Source organism: Citrobacter gillenii, from assembly GCF_013337685.1.
GTDB classification, from domain to species: Bacteria; Pseudomonadota; Gammaproteobacteria; order Enterobacterales; family Enterobacteriaceae; genus Citrobacter; species Citrobacter gillenii.
On record NZ_SUQN01000002.1, the window covers coordinates 709,860 to 731,489 of the forward strand.

16 protein-coding genes are annotated in these 21,630 nt (G+C 52.7%); 6 read left to right on the plus strand and 10 right to left on the minus strand.

The genetic code is table 11. The features are described 5' to 3' along the window. Positions 1 to 85: 85 nt before the first annotated feature. The 4 genes from aspC to pncB all read right to left on the minus strand — a co-directional run bounded on the left by aspC (position 86) and on the right by pncB (position 5,929). Positions 86 to 1,276, minus strand: coding sequence for an aspartate transaminase (aspC, locus tag FCH32_RS07065; RefSeq protein ID WP_135912320.1), 1,191 nt, complete (start codon positions 1,274 to 1,276; stop codon positions 86 to 88). A 183-nt stretch (positions 1,277 to 1,459) separates the two neighbouring features. Continuing rightward, on the minus strand, positions 1,460 to 2,542 hold the full coding sequence (ompF, locus tag FCH32_RS07070) for a porin OmpF (RefSeq protein WP_115258933.1): 1,083 nt from the start codon (positions 2,540 to 2,542) through the stop codon (positions 1,460 to 1,462). Between the two features lie 616 nt (positions 2,543 to 3,158). After that, complete coding sequence (gene asnS, locus FCH32_RS07075) at positions 3,159 to 4,559, minus strand: asparagine--tRNA ligase (RefSeq protein WP_117341721.1); 1,401 nt, start codon at positions 4,557 to 4,559, stop codon at positions 3,159 to 3,161. Positions 4,560 to 4,726: 167 nt separating this feature from the next. Further along, positions 4,727 to 5,929, minus strand: coding sequence for a nicotinate phosphoribosyltransferase (gene pncB / locus FCH32_RS07080; RefSeq protein ID WP_115258931.1), 1,203 nt, complete (start codon positions 5,927 to 5,929; stop codon positions 4,727 to 4,729). 265 nt (positions 5,930 to 6,194) lie between these two features. Between pncB and pepN the strand changes: the two genes are divergently transcribed. Then, positions 6,195 to 8,807 (plus strand): aminopeptidase N, encoded by a 2,613-nt coding sequence (gene pepN, locus FCH32_RS07085; protein WP_146717095.1) that lies wholly within the window; start codon positions 6,195 to 6,197, stop codon positions 8,805 to 8,807. Between the two features lie 104 nt (positions 8,808 to 8,911). Here pepN and ssuB read toward each other — a convergent pair whose 3' ends face one another. Genes ssuB through ssuE form a run of 5 tightly spaced genes read right to left on the minus strand, consistent with a single transcriptional unit; the run spans position 8,912 to position 13,163 of the window. After that, entirely contained in the window at positions 8,912 to 9,679 is a 768-nt protein-coding gene (gene ssuB / locus FCH32_RS07090; protein WP_174360686.1) for an aliphatic sulfonates ABC transporter ATP-binding protein, read from the minus strand. Next, positions 9,676 to 10,467: an aliphatic sulfonate ABC transporter permease SsuC gene (gene ssuC / locus FCH32_RS07095; RefSeq protein WP_137362383.1), complete on the minus strand. Its 792-nt coding sequence runs from the start codon at positions 10,465 to 10,467 to the stop codon at positions 9,676 to 9,678. The genes ssuB and ssuC overlap by 4 nt, the downstream gene beginning before the upstream one ends. A gap of 11 nt (positions 10,468 to 10,478) precedes the next feature. Next, entirely contained in the window at positions 10,479 to 11,624 is a 1,146-nt protein-coding gene (gene ssuD / locus FCH32_RS07100; protein WP_174360687.1) for an FMNH2-dependent alkanesulfonate monooxygenase, read from the minus strand. Continuing rightward, a complete protein-coding gene (locus FCH32_RS07105; protein WP_174360688.1) occupies positions 11,621 to 12,595 on the minus strand; it encodes a sulfonate ABC transporter substrate-binding protein in 975 nt (324 codons plus the stop codon). The genes ssuD and FCH32_RS07105 overlap by 4 nt, the downstream gene beginning before the upstream one ends. Then, positions 12,588 to 13,163 carry an NADPH-dependent FMN reductase gene (ssuE, locus tag FCH32_RS07110; RefSeq protein ID WP_115258925.1) on the minus strand — a complete coding sequence of 192 codons (576 nt, stop codon included), beginning with the start codon at positions 13,161 to 13,163 and terminating at the stop codon, positions 12,588 to 12,590. Before ssuE ends, FCH32_RS07105 begins: the two co-directional genes overlap by 8 nt. A 243-nt stretch (positions 13,164 to 13,406) precedes the next feature. On the opposite strand from ssuE, the gene pyrD reads away from it, so the two are divergent. Continuing rightward, a complete protein-coding gene (gene pyrD / locus FCH32_RS07115; RefSeq protein WP_096757651.1) occupies positions 13,407 to 14,417 on the plus strand; it encodes a quinone-dependent dihydroorotate dehydrogenase in 1,011 nt (336 codons plus the stop codon). Positions 14,418 to 14,582: 165 nt separating this feature from the next. Beyond that, on the plus strand, positions 14,583 to 15,125 hold the full coding sequence (gene zapC, locus FCH32_RS07120; RefSeq protein WP_117341729.1) for a cell division protein ZapC: 543 nt from the start codon (positions 14,583 to 14,585) through the stop codon (positions 15,123 to 15,125). On the opposite strand, the gene FCH32_RS07125 is transcribed toward zapC, so the two are convergent. After that, the gene (locus FCH32_RS07125; protein WP_115258922.1) at positions 15,122 to 16,231 is read right to left on the minus strand and encodes a YcbX family protein; all 1,110 of its coding nucleotides are present in this window, start codon (positions 16,229 to 16,231) and stop codon (positions 15,122 to 15,124) included. The two genes, zapC and FCH32_RS07125, sit on opposite strands and share 4 nt — an antisense overlap. Positions 16,232 to 16,329: 98 nt before the next feature. On the opposite strand from FCH32_RS07125, the gene rlmKL reads away from it, so the two are divergent. Genes rlmKL through pqiA form a run of 3 tightly spaced genes read left to right on the plus strand, consistent with a single transcriptional unit; the run spans position 16,330 to position 21,626 of the window. Continuing rightward, a complete protein-coding gene (rlmKL, locus tag FCH32_RS07130) occupies positions 16,330 to 18,438 on the plus strand; it encodes a bifunctional 23S rRNA (guanine(2069)-N(7))-methyltransferase RlmK/23S rRNA (guanine(2445)-N(2))-methyltransferase RlmL (protein WP_117341731.1) in 2,109 nt (702 codons plus the stop codon). Between the two features lie 12 nt (positions 18,439 to 18,450). After that, complete coding sequence (locus FCH32_RS07135; RefSeq protein WP_096757647.1) at positions 18,451 to 20,358, plus strand: ABC transporter ATP-binding protein; 1,908 nt, start codon at positions 18,451 to 18,453, stop codon at positions 20,356 to 20,358. Between the two features lie 14 nt (positions 20,359 to 20,372). Further along, complete coding sequence (gene pqiA, locus FCH32_RS07140) at positions 20,373 to 21,626, plus strand: membrane integrity-associated transporter subunit PqiA (RefSeq protein ID WP_096757646.1); 1,254 nt, start codon at positions 20,373 to 20,375, stop codon at positions 21,624 to 21,626. Positions 21,627 to 21,630: the final 4 nt, after the last annotated feature.

Below are 21,630 nucleotides of genomic sequence, written 5' to 3' on the forward strand. Positions count from 1 at the left end.
AGTCCGTAGGCCGGATAAGGCGCTAGCCGCCATCCGGCAAAAAAAAGCCCGCACGAATATGCGGGCTTTCTCTTTTCAGGTGAGCTTACAGCACGGCAACAATCGCTTCGCACAGCGGCGCCATGTTGTCAGGCGTCATACCCGCGACGTTCACGCGCCCGGAAGCGACAGCGTAAACGCCAAACTCCTCACGCAGACGCAGAACCTGTTCTTTCGTCAGACCGCTGAAGGAGAACATGCCGTTCTGTTTGATGATAAAGCTGAAGTCACGGTTCGCCCCTTTCTCCTGCAATGTATTCACAAACAGCAGACGCATACGCTGAATGCGCTGACGCATGTCGGTCAGTTCCTGCTCCCAGATTGCACGCAGGGCATCATTGCTCAGAATGGTGGCGACAACCGATGCACCGTGGGCCGGTGGGTTGGAATAGTTGGCACGAATGACGGACTTCATCTGGCTGAACGCACGGTCAACGGTGTCGGCATCGGCAGCAATCAGCGTACAGGCACCCACGCGCTCATTGTACAGGCCAAAGTTCTTGGAGTAAGAGCTGGCGACAATAAGCTCTTTGTGCAGCGCGGCGAATGCACGCAGGCCTTCGGCATCTTCTTCCAGACCACGAGCAAAGCCCTGATAAGCGAAGTCGAACAGTGGTAACCAGCCTTTTTCTACCGACAGCTGTGCCAGCGTTTGCCACTGCTCCAGCGTAGGGTCAATACCGGTAGGGTTATGGCAGCAACCGTGGAACAGTACCACGTCACCTGCCTGTGCTTCACTGAGGCTTGCTAGTAGCGCATCAAAGTCTAATGAATGGCTGGCCGCGTCGTAATAATTGTACTCACGAACTTCCAGACCGGCGGAGTTAAAGACGCTTTTATGGTTCGGCCAGCTTGGGTTACTTACCCATACGCGCTGCGTTGAGGTATTTTTTGCCAGGAAATCAGCCGCCACACGCAATGCACCGGTGCCACCAGGGGTTTGCGCGGTACGTGCGCGTTTGTCGTTAATCAGTGCGTGACCTTTACCAAACAGTAATTCCTGAGTGCAGCGACCAAACTCCGGAATACCGTCAATGCCAAGGTAGTTTTTGGTGGTTTCATTTTCCAGTATATATTGCTCGGCTTTTTTCACGCTGGTCAGCACCGGCGTTTTGCCTGTCTCATCTTTATATACACCGATCCCGAGGTTGATTTTCCCTGGGCGGTCATCGGCACGAAACAAATCAGCCAGGCCCAAAATTGGGTCGGCGGGAGCGGCGGTAATGTTCTCAAACATGACGAGGTTCCATTGTGGTTACAGAAGGGAAGTCCGCTATCAGGTTAACGGTAGATTTACAAAATGCCAACCGTTAGTGACGAAAAGATAGAGTGTTTTTTGAAGACGCAAGAATCCGCTGATGGACATAAAAAAACAGGACCGAAGTCCTGTTTTTTAGGCATTTAGCAAAGAGGTCTGCTATTAGAACTGGTAAACGATACCGAGTGCCACGATGTCGTCAGAGTTCACGCCCAGTTTGTTGTCAGAATCGATCTGGTTGATCTTGTAGTCAACATAGGTGGACATGTTTTTGTTGAAGTAGTAGGTTGCGCCTACTTCGATGTAGTCCACCAGATCTTCGTTGCCGATACCTTCTACGTCTTTCGCTTTAGATTTGTTGTAGGAGATGGACGGACGCAGGCCGAAATCGAACTGGTACTGAGCGACAACAAAGAAGTCTTGAGTTTTGTTAGCAAAACCGCTCACGTTGTTGATGCCGTTGGTGAAACGGGTAGCGTTACGGGTTTCACCGTAGTTTGCTGCCAGATAGATGTTGTTGGCGTCATATTTCAGACCGGTCGCCCACTGCTCAGCTTTTTTACCGCCGTTAGCGTAGGCAGAGTTTTCCTGCGCGTTGGTGCGGTCAGCTGCGCCGTAAGCACCGACGATACCGAAGCCATCCATTTCGTAGCTTACAGAACCGCCCACACCGTCGCCGTTAGAGCGGCTGGTGTTACCGTCACGCTCGTTTTTGCCCAGATACTGAACACCAAAGTTCAGGCCGTCAACCAGACCGAAGAAGTTGGAGTTACGGTAGGTTGCAACGCCACCAACACGACCTACGAAGAAGTTGTCGCTGTATGCAGTATCACCACCAAATTCTGGCAGCATATCGGTGTAGCCCAGTGCATCGTAAACGATACCGTAGTTACGACCGTAATCGAAAGAACCTGCGTCGCCATATTTCAGACCCGCAAAGGCCAGACGGGTTTTGTTGCCGTTCTGAGCGTCACTGCCGCCTTCAGAATTGTTACCGGCAAAGTTGTATTCCCACTGACCGTAACCAGTCAGATCGGCATTAATCTGAGTTTCCCCTTTGAAACCAAGACGAGCATAAGTCTGATCGCCATCGTCACCAGCGTTGTCAGTAAAATAGTGCAGACCCACGGTTTTACCGTACAGATCCAGCTTGTTGCCATCTTTGTTATAAACTTCTGCAGCGTTAGCTGCCCCGGCTACCAGCAGAGCAGGGATAACCACTGCCAGAATATTGCGCTTCATCATTATTTATTACCCTCATCGGTTTTTATATGACACCTGCCACTGCCGCCAATAAATTCCGTCAATCAAAATTTACGGAACTATTGATGAGAGTTTGGTGTCTTTATGTGTCTGACAGGCATCTTTCCATTCAAACAACCGTTTCGCTACCGTCAAAGTGCTACAAAGATAAAGATTTGGTTTCAAAAAGAAAAAATGTGTAACTAAATGTTATTTTTATGCAACTTTGTGAACAACTTCAAACTTCAGTTGTCTCCGCGCTAAAAAACAGCACTTTCATTTCTATTTATATGATTTTCTTATATTTAATTATCATAACGGCGTTTTTCTGTGCGAATAATGGAAAGTTCGATTTTTACAGTTGACTATTTTTGGCCATCCAGAATGCCATGTGAGTGATTAAAAATGGTCTATTTAATCAGAAAATGCTAATCCACAATAAAAGAACTGATTATTTTTTGTGCATATGTATTGCAGAGAAACATTACGTAACAGGACAAATGGAGTAAGAGGTTGTATTCAGGAAGAATGGCGAGTCTGTCTTAAGTGAAAAAACGGTGTATGGGTGATGGATATAAAAAAGGCCAGCAATGCTGGCCTTTGGCAGAATCATTCAGGATCAGAAGCTGGCGTTACGCGGTGTACGCGGGAACGGAATAACATCACGCACGTTTTGTACGCCAGTAACGTAGGCTATCAGACGTTCAAAGCCCAGACCGAAACCGGAATGCGGAACGGTGCCGTAGCGGCGCAGATCGCGATACCACCAGTAATCTTCTTTGTTCAACCCCATCTCCAGCATACGGGCATCCAGCACGTCCAGACGTTCTTCACGCTGGGAACCACCGATGATCTCACCGATTCCTGGAGCAAGTACGTCCATTGCCGCGACGGTTTTACCGTCTTCGTTAAGGCGCATATAAAACGCTTTAATGTCTTTCGGGTAGTTTTTAACCACCACCGGCGCTTTAAAGTGCTCTTCCGCGAGGTAACGTTCATGCTCGGAAGACAGGTCCACGCCCCAGTAAACCGGGTTCTCGAACTTTTTACCGCAGTTTTCCAGAATGCTTACCGCGTCGGTGTAATCCACCTGCGCGAAGTCAGCCTCAATGAAACGCTCCAGGCGTGAAATCGCGTCTTTGTCGACACGTTCAGCGAAGAATTTCATGTCATCTGCACGCTCATTCAGTACGGCTTTGAACGCGTACTTCAGCATGGCTTCAGCCAGACCCGCAACATCGTTCAGATCGGCAAACGCAACTTCCGGCTCCAGCATCCAGAACTCAGCCAGGTGGCGGCTGGTATTGGAGTTTTCTGCACGGAAGGTCGGTCCAAAGGTATAGATTTTGGACAGGGCACAGGCGTAGGTTTCGCCGTTCAGCTGACCTGAAACGGTCAGGAACGCTTCTTTACCAAAGAAGTCTTTATCGAAATCGACTTTACCCTGATCGTTACGCGGCAGGTTTTCCAGATCCAGAGTTGAAACGCGGAACATTTCACCGGCGCCTTCGGTATCGGAGGCGGTGATCAGCGGAGTGGATACCCAGAAGAAACCCTGCTCGTGGAAGAAGCGATGCAGCGCTTGCGCCAGCGTATGACGAACGCGCGCGACTGCACCAATCATGTTGGTGCGCGGACGCATATGCGCCACTTCACGCAGGTACTCAATGCTGTGACGTTTAGCGGCCATTGGGTAGGTATCAGGATCGTCAACCCAGCCGGTCACTTCAACTTCGGTTGCCTGGATTTCAAAGCTCTGTCCCTGTCCTGGAGACGCAACGACTTTACCCGTTACGATAACCGAGCAGCCCGTCGTCAGACGTAATACGTCTTGATTGTAATTGGGCAGAGAATTATTGATGACGGCCTGTACAGGATCAAAGCAGGAACCGTCATAAACGGCGAGGAAGGAGATGCCAGCTTTTGAATCTCGGCGGGTACGCACCCATCCGCGCACGGTGACTTCGCTGTCAACGGCTACGCGGCCCTGGAGTACGTCGGCTACAGGCACTACGCTCATAATAGTCTCTCTGTTAATAGTCGGATATATAAACACATGTCCACCCGTAAATGGGGGGGATACCTATGTTACCTGGCATCTGCAATCAGACAAGCAGAATTCGTAGCTGGAGTGAAAGATTTCGGAAATAAACGCGAAAAGGGAGTCGAAACGACTCCCTTGAGAGATTAACTGGCTTTTTTGATATGCGGAAGATCGAAGGCTTTGCGCAGCGCGCGGACAAACGCTTTATCATGGCAAATGGTTTTACCCGGGCTGTCGGACAACTTCGCCACCGGTTTGCCGTTGCATTCGACCAGCTTGATAACGATATTCAGCGGCTTGACCTGAGGAATATTGCAGGTTAAGCGCGTGCCAATCCCAAAACTCAGCTGCACGCGAGAAGAGAAGTGGCAATACAGTTCGATTGCTTTCTTCAAATCGAGATTATCGGAGAACACCAGCGTTTTGCTCAGTGGATCGATACCCAATTTCTCGTAATGCGCGATGGCTTTTTCACCCCATTCCAGCGGATCGCCAGAGTCATGGCGCAGACCCTGATAGCGGGTCGCAAACTCAACGCCGAAATCGCGTAAAAAGGCGTCCATGGTGATGCAATCGGTCAGCGCAATGCCGAGTTGATTAGGGTACTCGTGCAACCAGGCGGCAAGTGCGACGCGCTGACTGGTGGCAAGTTCAGGGCTAATTTGTTGATGAGCCTGGAACCATTCGTGTGCCTGAGTCCCCATTGGAGTTAATGACAGGCGGCGGGCGAGATCGTAGTTACTGGTGCCCACAAACCATGGCTCTTGCTGGAGACGTTTAACAATCGCCTGCTGCACGTCACGAGAAAAACGACGGCGCGTACCAAAATCCATCAGATGGAAGCGGGACATATCGACATCTTTCGTTAAAGCAGAGAATTCGACTAGTTTGCCTTCCAGTTCATCCAGCGCCTGCGGCACCCCAACTTCTGGCGAACGGTAGCGGTGCACCAGCTCGCTAATCACTGCCAGCAGCGGGACTTCCCACATGATGACTTCACGCCACGGGCCGGTTAAACGAATATTCAGCTTACCGTTATCGTTGGTGATGCATACCTGCTGCGGGTTATAGCGGAAATCGCGAAGCCAGCTGAGGTAATCAGCTTTAAAGAAAGGCAGGCCGGAGAGCCACTGGTACTCGTCCTCCTGCAGTTGCAGGTGCTGCATAGCATTCACCTGCTCGCGAATAGAATCGGCATAAATACCGAGCAGGTCATCGCCACGGCAACGAAATTCAGCCGCTACTTGTACATCATAGTAGTGGTGAAAAACGGCTTGCTGCATATGCAACTTATAAGCATCTGTATCCAGCAGCGAGTGCAGAACAGGAGAAGCGAATTGTGTCATAGGTGCGCAGTAGCATCCTCTCACGGGAGCGTTTAGTACAATAAACAACTAAGAAAACCGCTGGAGTATACCCTGTTTAGCGATTTATTGAACCCCGATCACACCATAAGCTGACTTTCTGGTCGAGGGCAATTCGTGCCTCGTGTTATACAAATGTAGCAAAAAGGGTGTTTGTGCCTGAAAAGATGAACATTCTGCGTAGCGCGATTTACGCAACAGGAATAGACTGAACCCGAGACTCTACCATAGATGCTAAAGGTTTTTTATGACACAACAGCCACAAGCCAAATACCGCCACGACTACCGTGCGCCGGATTACCAGATTACTGATATTGATTTGACCTTTGACCTGGATGCTGAAAAAACCGTGGTCACTGCCGTGAGCCAGGCTGTCCGTCATGGTGCGTCTGATGCACCTCTGCGCCTGAATGGCGAGGATCTGACCCTGGTGTCAATCCACGTGAACGACGAACCGTGGACAGAGTATAAAGAAGAAGAGGGGGCGCTGGTCATCAGCCACCTGCCGGAACGTTTTACGCTGCGTATCGTGAATGAAATCAGTCCGGCGACGAATACCGCACTGGAAGGCCTGTATCAGTCCGGCGAAGCGCTGTGCACGCAGTGCGAAGCGGAGGGTTTCCGCCATATTACCTGGTATCTCGACCGTCCTGACGTGCTGGCACGGTTTACCACTAAAATTATCGCCGATAAAACCCGCTATCCGTTCCTGCTGTCTAACGGTAACCGCATTGCTCAGGGCGAGCTGGACAACGGTCGTCACTGGGTACAGTGGCAGGATCCGTTCCCGAAACCATGCTACCTGTTTGCCCTGGTAGCCGGTGATTTCGACGTTCTGAGTGACACCTTTACCACCCGTTCCGGGCGAGAAGTGGCGTTAGAGCTGTACGTCGACCGCGGCAATCTGGATCGCGCACCGTGGGCGATGACCTCGCTGAAAAATTCCATGAAGTGGGATGAAGAGCGTTTTGGCCTTGAGTATGACCTCGATATCTACATGATTGTCGCGGTGGACTTCTTTAATATGGGCGCGATGGAGAATAAAGGTCTGAACATCTTTAACTCCAAATACGTGCTGGCGCGTACCGATACCGCCACCGACAAAGATTACCTCGATATTGAGCGCGTGATCGGCCACGAATACTTCCACAACTGGACCGGCAACCGTGTGACCTGCCGCGACTGGTTCCAGTTGAGCCTGAAAGAAGGCTTAACCGTGTTCCGCGACCAGGAGTTTAGCTCCGACCTTGGCTCTCGTGCCGTTAATCGGATCAGCAACGTGCGTACCATGCGCGGTCTGCAGTTTGCCGAAGACGCCAGCCCGATGGCGCATCCTATCCGCCCGGATAGTGTCATTGAGATGAACAACTTCTATACCCTGACCGTGTACGAAAAGGGCGCAGAAGTGATCCGGATGATCCACACCCTGCTGGGTGAAGCGAATTTCCAGAAGGGAATGCAGCTCTATTTTGAGCGCCATGATGGCAGCGCAGCGACCTGTGATGATTTCGTGCAGGCGATGGAAGATGCGTCTAACGTCGATCTCTCGCATTTCCGCCGTTGGTACAGTCAGTCCGGTACGCCGATTGTGACTGTACGTGATGACTATAACCCGGCCACCGAACAGTACACGCTGACGATAAGCCAACGTACGCCGGCTACACCGGATCAGGCAGAAAAACTGCCGCTGCATATTCCTTTTGCCATTGAGTTGTACGACAACGAAGGCAAAGTGATCCCGTTGCAAAAAGGCGGGCATCCGGTGAATTCTGTGCTCAACGTCACCCAGGCGGAACAAACCTTTGTCTTTGATAACGTCTACTTCCAGCCGGTTCCGGCGCTGCTGTGCGAATTCTCTGCACCGGTAAAACTGGAATATAAATGGAGCGATCAGCAGTTAACCTTCCTGATGCGTCACGCGCGTAACGATTTCTCTCGTTGGGATGCGGCGCAAAGCCTGTTGGCCACCTATATCAAGCTGAACGTTGCTCGCCATCAGCAAGGGCAACCTCTGTCGCTGCCGGTGCACGTGGCTGATGCGTTCCGTGCCATTTTGTTGGATGAGAAAATCGATCCGGCGCTGGCGGCAGAAATCCTGACGCTGCCTTCGGCGAATGAAATTGCCGAGCTGTTTGAGATTATCGATCCAGTGGCGATTACCGACGTGCGCGAGGCGTTAACCCGTACGCTGGCTGCCGAACTGGCAGATGAGTTCCTGGCCGTGTATAACGCCAACCATCTTGCAGAATACCGCGTTGAACATGGCGATATTGGCAAACGCACGCTGCGTAATGCTTGTCTGCGTTTCCTGGCTTTCGGCGAAACGCATCTGGCAGATACCCTGGTGAGCAAGCAGTACCGTGAAGCCAATAACATGACTGATGCGCTGGCGGCCCTGTCTGCGGCGGTAGCGGCGCAGTTGCCGTGTCGCGATGCGCTGATGCAGGCGTATGACGACAAGTGGCATCATGACGGTCTGGTGATGGATAAATGGTTTATCCTGCAATCCACCAGCCCGGCGGACAACGTGCTGGAAACGGTACGCGGCCTGTTGCAGCATCGTTCCTTTAGCATGAGCAACCCGAACCGTATTCGTTCTTTGATTGGCGCTTTCGCGGGCAGCAACCCGGCGGCGTTCCATGCGGAAGACGGTAGCGGTTATCAGTTCCTGGTCGACATGCTGACCGAGCTGAACAGCCGTAACCCGCAGGTGGCCTCACGTCTGATTGAGCCGCTGATCCGCTTGAAACGTTATGATGCCAAACGCCAGGCGAAGATGCGTGCGGCGCTCGAGCAACTGAAAGGTCTGGAGAATCTGTCCGGCGATCTGTTCGAGAAGATAACCAAAGCGTTAGCCTGAGACGTTGACCTGTCGTTTTGTAGGCCGGAGAAGGCGGTAAAGCCGCCATCCGGCAAAATGCCCGGTGGCTCAAACGCTTACCGGGCCTACAATGTCCTGAATGTTTATCCATGCAGTCGGATTGACTGTTCTGCCTCGCCACGCTGCATCACCCGATTCAATACTTCTGCTTCCAGTTCTGCCAGGCGCACTGAACCTGGTCGGCGTGGACGTGGAATATCTACCGTCAAATCCAGACCAATTTTTCCATCTTCAATCAGCAACACGCGATCGGCCATCGCCACCGCTTCGCTGACATCATGGGTGACCAGCAGTACGGTAAATCCCTGCTTTTGCCACAGCGAGACAATCAAATCTTGCATTTCCAGACGGGTTAACGCATCCAGCGCGCCCAGTGGTTCATCCAGCAACAGTAATCCGGGACGATGAATCAGTGCCCGTGCCAGCGCCACGCGCTGTTTTTGCCCACCGGAAAGGGCGGCAGGCCATTCCTGCGCCCGATTTTCCAGCCCAACAGACGTCAGCGCATCCCGGGCTGCATCTTGCCAGTGGCCATTAAGGCCCAGTCCTACGTTATCAATGACTGATTTCCACGGCAGCAGGCGTGCGTCCTGAAACATCATTCGCGTATCATGCTGAATATCTGCCAGCGGCGCGGTGCCGGCGAACAATTCCCCTGAGGTGGGCGATTCCAGACCGGCCAGCAGACGCAGCAGGGTACTTTTCCCGCCACCGCTGCGGCCCACCACGGCAACAAATTGCCCCGCTGGAACAGGCAAATCTAGCTGATTGAGCACCGTATTGGCGCCGTAGCGTTTTGTTACGCCGCTTAGCAGTAGCGGAATTCCCTGATTTAAACGCGTGGTATTCATACGGTGACCTCCTTCGCATGGTAAGCCGGGTTCCAGCGTAGCCAGCTACGTTCCAGTAGTTGCGCGCTGATGTCGGCCAACTTGCCGAGCAGGGCGTAGAGAATGATGGCCACCACGACCACATCCGTTTGCAGAAATTCGCGGGCATTCATTGCCAGGTAGCCGATGCCAGCGTTCGCTGAAATGGTTTCCGCCACGATAAGCGTCAGCCACATCAGCCCAAGGGAAAAACGTACGCCGACCATGATCGAGGGCAGAGCGCCGGGCAGGATCACATGGATAAACAGTGAAATACCGGATAACCCATAGCTGCGAGCCATTTCCACCAGCCCGCGATCGATATTGCGGATCCCGTGCCAGGTATTGATGTAAATCGGGAACAATGTACCCAGGGCAACGAGAAAGATCTTGGCGGATTCATCAATACCGAACCACAAAATGACCAGAGGGATCAGCGCCAGATGCGGTATGTTACGCAGCATCTGCACCGAGGTGTCCAGCAACCGTTCCCCCCAGCGTGACAGGCCGCTTATCAGCCCCAACGTCAGGCCAATCGATCCGCCAATAGAAAAGCCGATCGCTGCCCGCCAGGTGCTGATCGCCAGATGCTGCCAAAGCTCGCCGCTGACGGAAAGCGTCCAGAAAGCTTCTACTACACCTTCTGGAGAGGGCAGGATGCGGGTGGACAGCCAGCCCATGGATGATGCCAGCTGCCAGAGCGCCACCAGACCAATCGGTAAAAACCACGGAGCAAAGCGAAGTAACCACTTATTTTGCGGCGTTGCCATCATCGGGCTCCTTAGCGTTGCGCGACGCTACGCGGAATAAATTCGTTCGCCACGGCTTCACCTTGTTGATGCAGGCGTTGCGGCTGCGGTATTTCTGGGATCGAGACATCCAGATGCGGGAACAGTAGCTCGCCGACCTTGTACGCCTCTTCCAGATGTGGATACCCGGACAACACAAAGCTGTCGATACCCAGCGCGGCATACTCATTAATCCGTGCCGCCACTGTTGGACCATCCCCCACCAGTGCGGTCCCGGCCCCGCCACGTACCAGTCCAACGCCCGCCCACAAGTTCGGGCTAATTTCCAGTTGGTCGCGCTTGCCGTTGTGCAGCGCTGCCATTCGGTGCTGGCCCACAGAGTCGGTTCTGGCGAAAGCCGCCTGGGCTTTGGCAATGGTCTCATCATCCAGATGGGCAATCAGGCGATCCGCTGCCTGCCATGCCTCTGCGGTGGTTTCGCGCACAATCACGTGCAGGCGAATGCCAAAACGGATCTTACGCCCAAGCGCCGCTGCTTTTGCCCGTACTTGCTCTATCTTTTCTTTCACCAAGTCGGGCGGCTCACCCCAGGTCAGATACAGATCAACCTGCTCTGCGGCCAGTTCCTGCGCGACGTTGGAAGACCCGCCGAAATACAGTGGCGGATGGGGTTGTTGCACGGGCGGGAAAAAGAGTTTTGCCCCACGGACGTGAACGTGTTTACCGTTAAAATCCACGGTGTCGCCCTGTAGCAAGCGTCGCCATACCTGGGTAAATTCAGCGGAGGCTTCATAACGCTCAGTGTGATCGAGAAAAACACCATCACCTGCTAACTCTTGTGGATCGCTGCCGGTTACCAGATTAAATAGCGCCCGACCGTTGGACAGTCTGTCGAGCGTCGCCGCCTGGCGTGCCGCCACAGTGGGGGACGTCACGCTGGGGCGCAGCGCGACCAGAAATTTTAACCGCTGGGTGACCGGGATCATTGAGGCGGCAACCAACCAGGCATCTTCACAGGAGCGGCCTGTCGGGATCAGTACCCCGGTAAATCCCAGGCGGTCGGCCGTTTGCGCGATTTGTTGCAGATAACCATGATCGACCGGGCGTGCACCTTCTTCTGTTCCCAGATAATGGCCGTCACCGTGCGTGGGTAAAAACCAGAACATATTCAGACTCATAATTTTGCTCCTGTCTGCTGAGTGGGTTGCCAGATTCGCTGGCGAATGTCGATTTTTTTCGGCACCAGCCGATTGTCATAAAACAGATCGGCAGTTTGTTGCTGCAATGCGGCAACAGAAGCGCTGACGGGCGTAATGGAGGTTGGCGGGCGATGGTCCAGATAGGACGCTATGACCGGCTCAGGTAGCCCCATCGTTTTCGCCAACAGGGTGATGCTCTGCTGGCGTTGGCTGAGTGTTAAGGCATCGGCCTGGCTGAAGGTGTCCAGCACGCCAGGAATAAATGCGCTGTTTTTCTCGGCATAAGGGCGTGCGGCGAGATAAAACGATCCGGTCTGTTTAAGGTCGGTACCGTCTTTGAGTACGCGTACATCACCCTGCAGCAAGGCGGCGGAGTAGTAAGGGTCCCAAATTGCCCATGCATCCACATTCCCCTGTTGGAAAGCGGCACGCGCATCGGCGGGCGTCAGATAGGTGGCCTGGATATCGGTAAACTTCAACCCGGCCTGCTGCAGGGCTCTCAGCAGCAGATTGTGCGCGCTAGAGCCTTTCTGGAAGGCGACTTTATGCCCTTTAAGCTCAGCGACGGTGTGGATGGGGCTGTCTTTCGGTACCAAAATCACTTCCGCATGCGGTTTTGGCGGTTCGACGCCGACATAGACCAGATCGGCCCCGGCGGCCTGAGCAAAAATCGGCGGGATATCACCAGTGCTGCCCAGATCGATGCTGCCGATATTGAGCGCCTCCAGCATTTGCGGGCCGGCTGGGAACTCTACCCAGGAGATTTTTGTTTGCGGGTAGCGTTTTTCCAGCAACTGATGGCTTTTAGCCAGCACCATGCTGACGCTGCCTTTCTGATAGCCAATGCGCAGGGCGTCTGGCGCGGTCTCTGCGGCGTGAACCAGCGTGGATAAAGACAGCAGTCCGGTCAGCGCTAGCCACGATGTATGGCGTTTGAGTAAATTAAGCATGGGCGGTACCCCGCAGCGTGTTCACGTGCACAAATTGGACATCACGACGCTGCAACGCCTGCCAAAAGGTCTCGAGTGCATTGTCCAGGCGTAATTGCAGGTTCGGCGTAAACTGCGGCTTATGTTGATAATCAATAACCTGCGAATCATCGGCGAAAACGCCGTGCAGGATCTCCTGGGCCTTCAGTGCGCTGAGTACTGGTTTCAGGGCGTAATCGACGGCCAGCAAATGTGCCACGGTGCCGCCGGTGGCCAGTGGCAACACGACTTTGCCTTCCAGTGCACGTTCGGGGAGCAGGTCAAGCAAGGTTTTCAATGCGCCGGAATAGGCCGCTTTGTAGACCGGCGTGGCGACAATCAGTCCGTCTGCATCCTGCAACTGTTCGATAAACGTCTTCAGTGCCGGACTGTCGAAGCGCGCATAGATCAGATCCTCGGGCTCAAAATTGTGCAGATTCCAGTGATAGACCTCGACATCCTGTCCATGCAGTTTTTCTCGCGCATATTCCAGTAGGGCGCTGGAGCGAGAGGGGAAGCGTGGGCTACCCGCCAGAGTGATAACGCGCATATTTATATTCTCTCCTTATAACCAAATATTCGTTTTTATTTAACATTGATAACAATTTGTGCAGTCTGGCAGAGAGATTTTGTTTATCGAAATGATTTATGCGGGATAGAAAAGCTGAAAACTGCATAAAAGGAGGAGAAGAAAGAAAACGTTTGCGTTTTATTGCCGCAGGTCAATTCCCTTTTTGTTCACGATCGCACATAATACGCCCCCGGTTTGCACACCGGGAATCCAGGAGAGTTCATGTACTACCCCTTCGTTCGTAAAGCCCTTTTTCAGCTCGATCCAGAGCGCGCTCATGAATTGACATTCCAGCAATTACGTCGCATTACGGGCACGCCGCTCGAAGCGCTTGTCCGCCAGAAAGTACCGGCAAAACCGGTGACCTGCATGGGGCTGACGTTTAAGAATCCGCTCGGTCTTGCCGCCGGGCTGGATAAAGACGGGGAGTGCATTGATGCACTCGGTGCAATGGGGTTCGGCTCAATTGAGATAGGCACCGTGACGCCACGTCCTCAATCGGGTAATGATAAGCCACGTCTTTTCCGTCTGGTTGACGCAGAAGGTTTGATCAACCGCATGGGCTTCAATAACCTGGGCGTTGATAACCTGGTAGAGAACGTTAAGAAATCGCATTTTGACGGCATTCTGGGGATCAATATTGGTAAGAACAAAGATACCCCGGTAGAGAATGGCAAAGATGACTATCTGATTTGTATGGAAAAAGTCTATGCTTATGCTGGCTATATTGCGATTAATATTTCCTCACCTAATACGCCAGGGTTACGCACGCTGCAATACGGCGAAGCGCTGGATGATTTGCTGACGGCAATTAAAAATAAGCAAAACGATCTCCAGGCGATCCACCATAAATATGTTCCGGTGGCGGTAAAGATCGCCCCGGATCTTTCTGAAGAAGAACTGATCCAGGTAGCCGACAGTTTAGTTCGCCATAATATTGATGGCGTCATTGCCACCAACACCACGCTCGATCGCTCCCTGGTACAGGGAATGAAAAATTGCGATCAAATGGGTGGCCTGAGTGGTCGACCGTTACAATTAAAAAGCACCGAAATTATTCGTATGTTGTCCCGGGAATTAAAAGGGCAACTGCCGATTATCGGGGTTGGCGGTATCGACTCAGTCATCGCTGCGCGTGAGAAAATAGCCGCAGGGGCTTCCCTGGTTCAGATTTATTCAGGCTTTATTTTTAAAGGCCCGCCGTTGATTAAAGAAATCATCACCAATATCTGAATACTACCTTAATCACAAACCAGGGCTTTATTTCTGGCCCTGGTTGTTTTATATTCCTTTACTGTTGCTTATTTAAACATTCTGAGCTTTTATTATTAGGGCAATAAACGAAGCGGCAAAAGGATACTGTCGTAACGACGATGATTAAGGAATGGAGAGATACTGATGCGAATTAAACCCGACGATAACTGGCGCTGGTATTATGATGAAGAGCACGATCGTATGATGCTCGATTTAGCCAATGGCATGTTATTTCGTTCGCGTTTTGCGCGCAAAATGCTCACACCCGATGCATTCTCTCCGTCCGGTTTTTGTGTTGATGATGCCGCGCTTTATTTTTCTTTTGAAGAAAAATGCCGTGATCTGGATTTAGCCAAAGAGCAAAAAGCGGAGCTGGTACTCAATGCGCTGGTGGCTATTCGTTATCTAAAACCGCAAATGCCAAAAAGCTGGCACTTTGTGGCGCACACTGTTAGTTGGTCACCGAGGATAGGTGACGCTGCCTGCGTGTATTTAAGCGATACCGAGGAACAGGTCAATCTGTTAGTGGTTGAGCCGGGGGAAAATGCGGCCCTGTGTCTGTTGGCACAGCCGGGCGTGGTTATTGCCGGGCGCACCATGCAGCTTGGCGACGCCATTAAAATCATGAATGACAGACTGAAACCGCAACTCCCTGTCGACAGTTTCAGCCTTGAGCAGGCCGTTTAACTCTCCAGCCTGACCGCTGTTTTTGGCACACAACTGCAGCAAAGAATCGTCCCGTCATCACCAATCGCTGATTTTTTCAGCGGACTGACTTCGCCCTCTACCAGCCGAATCCGGCAGCATCCGCAGATCCCCGCCCTGCACGAATAAGGAACCCGGATCCCCTGGTTTTCCAGTTGTTCCAGTAACACCTGTTGATTGTTGCCACGAAAGGTGTGCCCCTGCCAGTCGATAAGCACACTGGCGTCAGGCTGCTGCTGTTGTGCAACAGTGTCATCGGAAGCCACCGCGCCGTAAGCTCGGGCGGGCCCGGTGGACAAAATTTCAACTTCATCGCCAACGCGGATCACGCCGCTGTTGCGGGCGATGAGATTCTGACCGAAATCGACATCGCCGTTATCCACCGCGCTGCGGAAGGTTTGCAGCGTTGCCAGCGGTTCACCGGACGGATGTTTCTGGCCTTTTTCAGGGCTGATAGTGGTGAAAATACAGCGGCTGCAGGGTTTTGCCACATCAAAGATGACCTCGCCAATGCGAATCACCTTCCAGGTGTCTTCCTCCCAGGCGCTAGCCCCTGAGACCACCAGGTTGGGGCGAAACTGCTCCATTCTGATACTGGCCGGGCAGCGTTGCTGCACATCGCGCAGTGAGGCTTCATTAGTCAGAAGGTAAGGAAAACCATCGGCGAACGAGAGCGGTACGCCGTCGTGGCGTTTGACCCGGCGGGTTAACTGTGGGCCAACCCAGCGTAACTGTACATCGCGCGAGAAAAAACCGCTGAGCCACTGATTGATAGCTGTTGGCGCGATACGTGCAGTAAAATGGTTTCCCCAGACTTCTGTTGGCGCATCCTGGGTGGCGAAGTCGGCAAAACGGACCAACGCACTGCTGCCGTCGGGTGCGGTTAAGTGCAACCCATCGTGTAAAGGGGAAGGGGTAAAACGGACCATCTGGGGGAACTGCCGGGCGGTGATGAACGTTCCGTCGGGTTCGGTAACCATAAAGATGCGGTCAAAGGCCAGACCGCTAACGTCTGCCAGGGCGTGCGTGAGCCCAATACCGCGCATTGATTTAACCGGATGAACAAAAAGTCGGGTTAACGTTACCACTGTACAGCCCCTCGAACGAAAATAAGCCTTCAACTTTATGACAAGGGCGCGAGATTAGCTATAATGCGCAGCAATTTTATTGGAGTAAAAGTGACATTATGAATTCTCTGTTTGCCAGTACGGCCCGTGGGCTGGAAGAGCTGTTAAAAACTGAACTGGAAAACCTCGGCGCCGCGGAGTGCCAGGTGGTTCAGGGTGGGGTCCATTTTAAGGGCGACACGCGGCTTGTTTACCAGAGCCTGATGTGGAGCCGCCTGGCCTCGCGCATTATCCTGCCGATGGGAGAGTGCAAGGTCTACAGCGATCTTGATCTGTACCTCGGTGTTCAGGCAATCGACTGGACAGAGATATTTAACCCAGGAGCGACGTTTGCCGTGCATTTTAGCGGCTTAAACGACACCATTCGTAACAGCCAGTACGGCGCATTAAAAGTAAAGGACGCGATTGTCGATTCCTTTACCCGTAAAAATATGGCCCGTCCGAATGTGGATCGCGAATCCCCGGATCTGCGTATTAACGTCTGGCTGAACAAAGATACCGCCAGCATTGCCCTCGATCTTAGCGGTGATGGTCTGCATCAGCGCGGCTATCGCGATCGTGCCGGTCAGGCGCCGATCAAAGAGACGCTGGCTGCGGCTATCGTGATGCGTTCTGGCTGGCAGCCGGGTACGCCGCTGCTCGATCCGATGTGTGGTTCCGGTACGCTGCTGATTGAAGCCGCGATGTGGGCAACCGATCGCGCACCCGGTCTGCACCGTGGCTACTGGGGCTTTAACGGTTGGGCGCAGCATGATGAAGCGGTCTGGCAAGAGGTGAAAGCGGAAGCACAGGTTCGCGCGCGTAAAGGGCTGGCGGACTATACGTCGCACTTCTATGGCTCTGATAGCGACGCCCGAGTGATTGAAAAAGCGCGCAGCAACGCCCGCCGCGCTGGGATTGCCGATCTGGTGACATTTGACGTCAAAGACGTAGCGAAACTGAGTAACCCGCTACCGCAAGGTCCGTATGGTACCGTTATCAGCAACCCGCCGTACGGTGAACGTCTGGATAGCGAACCGGCGCTGATCGCACTACACAGCCTGCTGGGCCGCACGATGAAAAACCAGTTTGGCGGCTGGAATCTGTCGCTGTTCAGCGCCTCACCGGATTTGCTCAGCAGTCTGCAATTACGCGCTGACAAGCAGTTTAAAGCCAAAAACGGCCCGCTGGATTGCGTACAGAAAAACTATCACGTCGCGGAAACCACCGCAGACAGCAAGCCTGCCACGGTGGCGGAAGACTACGCCAACCGTCTGCGTAAAAATATCAAAAAGCTGGAAAAATGGGCGCGTCAGGAAGGCATTGAATGCTATCGCCTGTACGATGCTGACTTGCCAGAATACAACGTCGCGGTCGACCGCTACGGTGACTGGGTTGTGGTTCAGGAATACGCGCCGCCGAAGACGGTTGATGCCCAGAAGGCTCGCCAGCGTCTGTTTGACATCATTGCCGCCACGCTGTCGGTACTGGAGATTGCGCCGAATAAACTGGTGCTGAAAACCCGTGAACGGCAGAAAGGGAAAAACCAGTATCAGAAGATGAATGAGAAGGGTGAATTCATTGAGGTGAGCGAGTACAACGCGCGCCTGTGGGTTAACCTGACCGACTATCTTGATACTGGTCTGTTCCTGGATCACCGTATTGCGCGCCGCATGCTGGGCCAGATGAGCAAGGGTAAAGATTTCCTCAATCTGTTCTCGTATACCGGCAGCGCCAGCGTACACGCCGGGCTTGGCGGTGCGCGCAGCACCACAACGGTCGATATGTCTCGTACTTATCTGGAGTGGGCGGAACGTAACCTGCGACTCAACGGGCTGAGCGGCCGCGCGCATCGTTTAATTCAGGCCGACTGCCTGGGCTGGCTGCGCGAAGCCAATGAACAGTTTGATCTGATCTTCATCGATCCACCGACCTTCTCTAACTCAAAACGTATGGAAGACTCGTTTGACGTGCAGCGCGATCATCTGGCGCTAATGAAAGATCTGAAGCGTCTGCTGCGTAAAGACGGCACGATCATGTTCTCTAACAACAAACGTGGATTCCGTATGGATCTCGACGGACTGGCTGAACTGGGATTGAAAGCACAAGAAATTACCCAAAAAACGCTTTCTCAGGACTTTGCCCGTAACCGTCAGATCCACAATTGCTGGCTGATTACCGCAGCCTGAAAGGAAAAATAAATGTCATTAATCAGTATGCATGGTGCATGGCTGTCGTTCAGCGATGCGCCGCTTCTTGATAATGCTGAACTGCATATCGAAGATAACGAGCGCGTTTGTCTGGTTGGCCGTAACGGCGCGGGCAAATCGACGCTGATGAAGATCCTCAACCGTGAACAGGGTCTTGACGACGGACGTATTATTTATGAACAGGATCTGGTTGTGGCACGTCTGCAGCAGGATCCGCCGCGTAACGTGCAGGGTACCGTCTACGATTTCGTTGCCGAAGGGATTGCAGAGCAGGCGGTGTATCTCAAGCGTTACCATGATATTTCGCATCTGGTGATCACCGATCCGAGTGATAAAAACCTGCAGGAACTGGCGAAGGTTCAGGAACAGCTGGATCACCACAATCTGTGGCAACTGGAAAACCGCATCAATGAAGTACTGGAACAGCTTGGGCTGGAGCCAGACATGGAACTGGCATCGCTTTCCGGCGGTTGGCTGCGTAAAGCCGCACTGGGCCGGGCGTTAGTCAGCAATCCACGCGTATTGTTGCTGGATGAACCGACCAACCATCTGGATATCGAAACCATCGACTGGCTGGAAGGGTTCCTGAAAACCTTCAATGGAACGATCATCTTCATTTCTCACGACCGTTCGTTTATTCGCAATATGGCAACGCGTATTGTCGATCTCGATCGCGGCAAGCTGGTGACCTATCCGGGTAATTACGATCAGTACCTGCTGGAGAAAGAAGAAGCGCTGCGTGTAGAAGAGCTTCAGAATGCGGAGTTTGACCGCAAACTGGCGCAGGAAGAGGTTTGGATCCGTCAGGGCATTAAAGCGCGCCGTACACGTAACGAAGGCCGCGTGCGTGCGCTGAAGGCGATGCGTCGTGAGCGTGGCGAGCGTCGTGAAGTGATGGGTACCGCGAAGATGCAGGTCGAAGAGGCGAGCCGTTCGGGTAAAATCGTCTTTGAAATGGAGAATGTTGATTACCAGATTAACGGTAAACAACTGGTGAAAGACTTCTCGGCGCAGGTACAGCGTAGTGACAAAATTGCGCTAATTGGACCTAACGGTTGCGGTAAAACAACGCTAATCAAGCTGATGTTGGGTCAGTTACAGGCTGACAGCGGTCGTATCCATGTCGGTACCAAGCTGGAAGTGGCTTATTTTGACCAACACCGCGCGGAGCTGGATCCGGATAAAACCGTCATGGATAACCTGTCGGAAGGTAAGCAAGAGGTGATGGTCAACGGTAAACCACGTCACGTGCTGGGCTACCTGCAGGACTTCCTGTTCCACCCTAAGCGAGCGATGACACCAGTGCGTGCACTCTCCGGTGGGGAACGAAACCGTCTGTTACTGGCGCGTCTTTTTCTGAAGCCCAGCAATCTTTTGATTCTCGATGAACCAACGAACGATCTCGACGTCGAAACGCTGGAACTTCTCGAAGAGTTGATTGACGGTTATCAGGGAACCGTGTTGCTGGTCAGCCACGATCGTCAGTTTGTCGATAACACCGTTACCGAGTGTTGGATCTTTGAAGGCGGCGGCAAAATTGGTCGTTATGTAGGCGGTTACCATGACGCACGTGAGCAGCAGTCACAGTATGTGGCGTTTAAACAGCCTGTTGCCAAAAAAACAGAGGAAGTTGCTGCCCCTAAAGCAGAAATTGTAAAACGCGGCACCAGCAAACTAAGCTATAAACACCAGCGCGAACTGGAGCAGCTCCCTGCGCAGCTTGAAGAGCTGGAAGCTAAACTGGAAACGTTGCAGGCCCAGGTTGCTGATGCTTCTTTTTTCAGTCAGCCACATGAGCAAACGCAGCAGGTATTAGCTAATCTGAGCGAAGCGGAACAAGAACTTGAGCAAGCCTTTGAGCGCTGGGAGTATCTTGAGTCTTTGAAGAATGGCGCATAATTAAAGGAGCGCATATGTGCGAACATCACCATGCCGCGAAGCATATTTTGTGCTCGCAGTGTGACATGCTGGTGGCATTACCGAGCCTGACGCATGGTCAAAAAGCGGCATGTCCAAGATGTGGCACGACATTAACCGTTGCGTGGGACGCGCCAAGACAGCGTCCCACCGCGTATGTTATCGCAGCATTGTTCATGCTGCTTTTATCGAACCTTTTTCCCTTTGTGAACATGAATGTCGCAGGGGTGAGCAGCGAAGTCACGTTGCTGGAAATCCCCGGCGTTCTGTTTTCAGAAGACTACGCCAGTCTTGGCACCTTCTTTTTATTATTCGTGCAGTTGGTTCCTGCTTTTTGCCTGTTCACCATCTTATTGCTGGTGAACCGGGTTGAGATGCCCTGGCGGCTGAAAGCGTGGCTAGCGCGGATTCTGTTTCAGTTAAAAAGCTGGGGAATGGCAGAAATTTTCCTCGCAGGCGTGTTGGTGAGCTTTGTTAAGCTGATGGCTTATGGCGATATCGGCGTGGGGAGCAGCTTTATCCCGTGGTGCCTATTTTGCGTTCTTCAGTTGCGTGCCTTTCAGTGTGTCGATCGTCGCTGGCTGTGGGATGATATCGCGCCAATGCCGGAGGTTAAGCAGGTCTTAAAACCCGGTGTACCCGGTATTCACCAAGGGTTGCGTTCCTGCTCCTGTTGTACCGCGATTCTTCCCGCTGACGAGCCGGTCTGCCCGCGCTGTCAGACAACGGGCTACGTGCGACGTAAAAACAGTCTGCAATGGACGCTGGCACTCCTGTTCACGTCGATCATGCTGTATCTGCCCGCCAATATTATGCCGATCATGATTACCGATTTGTTAGGGTCAAAACTGCCATCAACCATTATTGAAGGCGTTGTTTTAATCTGGAGCGAAGGTTCTTATCCGGTGGCAGCGGTCATCTTTATTGCCAGTATTCTGGTGCCGACGCTAAAAATGATCGCCATTGCCTGGCTGTGCTGGGATGCCAAAGGGCACGGCAAACGCGACAGTGAACGTATGCATTTCATTTATGAAGTTGTGGAATTTGTCGGTCGTTGGTCAATGATCGATGTTTTTGTTATTGCGGTACTCTCTGCGCTGGTGCGTATGGGAGGGTTGATGAACATTTATCCTGCAATGGGTGCATTGATGTTTGCTTTAGTCGTCATTATGACAATGTTTTCTGCGATGACGTTTGATCCACGTCTGTCGTGGGACCGTGAACCAGAACCAGGCCATGAGGAGTCCTGACAGC

What these genes read in the sequence shown, in the direction of transcription:
- aspC (WP_135912320.1), bottom strand. Translation starts at nt 1,276, where the DNA reads ATGTTTGAGAACATTACCGCCGCTCCCGCCGACCCAATTTTGGGCCTG.
- ompF (WP_115258933.1), bottom strand. Translation starts at nt 2,542, where the DNA reads ATGATGAAGCGCAATATTCTGGCAGTGGTTATCCCTGCTCTGCTGGTA.
- asnS (WP_117341721.1), bottom strand. Translation starts at nt 4,559, where the DNA reads ATGAGCGTAGTGCCTGTAGCCGACGTACTCCAGGGCCGCGTAGCCGTT.
- pncB (WP_115258931.1), bottom strand. Translation starts at nt 5,929, where the DNA reads ATGACACAATTCGCTTCTCCTGTTCTGCACTCGCTGCTGGATACAGAT.
- pepN (WP_146717095.1), top strand. Translation starts at nt 6,195, where the DNA reads ATGACACAACAGCCACAAGCCAAATACCGCCACGACTACCGTGCGCCG.
- ssuB (WP_174360686.1), bottom strand. Translation starts at nt 9,679, where the DNA reads ATGAATACCACGCGTTTAAATCAGGGAATTCCGCTACTGCTAAGCGGC.
- ssuC (WP_137362383.1), bottom strand. Translation starts at nt 10,467, where the DNA reads ATGGCAACGCCGCAAAATAAGTGGTTACTTCGCTTTGCTCCGTGGTTT.
- ssuD (WP_174360687.1), bottom strand. Translation starts at nt 11,624, where the DNA reads ATGAGTCTGAATATGTTCTGGTTTTTACCCACGCACGGTGACGGCCAT.
- FCH32_RS07105 (WP_174360688.1), bottom strand. Translation starts at nt 12,595, where the DNA reads ATGCTTAATTTACTCAAACGCCATACATCGTGGCTAGCGCTGACCGGA.
- ssuE (WP_115258925.1), bottom strand. Translation starts at nt 13,163, where the DNA reads ATGCGCGTTATCACTCTGGCGGGTAGCCCACGCTTCCCCTCTCGCTCC.
- pyrD (WP_096757651.1), top strand. Translation starts at nt 13,407, where the DNA reads ATGTACTACCCCTTCGTTCGTAAAGCCCTTTTTCAGCTCGATCCAGAG.
- zapC (WP_117341729.1), top strand. Translation starts at nt 14,583, where the DNA reads ATGCGAATTAAACCCGACGATAACTGGCGCTGGTATTATGATGAAGAG.
- rlmKL (WP_117341731.1), top strand. Translation starts at nt 16,330, where the DNA reads ATGAATTCTCTGTTTGCCAGTACGGCCCGTGGGCTGGAAGAGCTGTTA.
- FCH32_RS07135 (WP_096757647.1), top strand. Translation starts at nt 18,451, where the DNA reads ATGTCATTAATCAGTATGCATGGTGCATGGCTGTCGTTCAGCGATGCG.
- pqiA (WP_096757646.1), top strand. Translation starts at nt 20,373, where the DNA reads ATGTGCGAACATCACCATGCCGCGAAGCATATTTTGTGCTCGCAGTGT.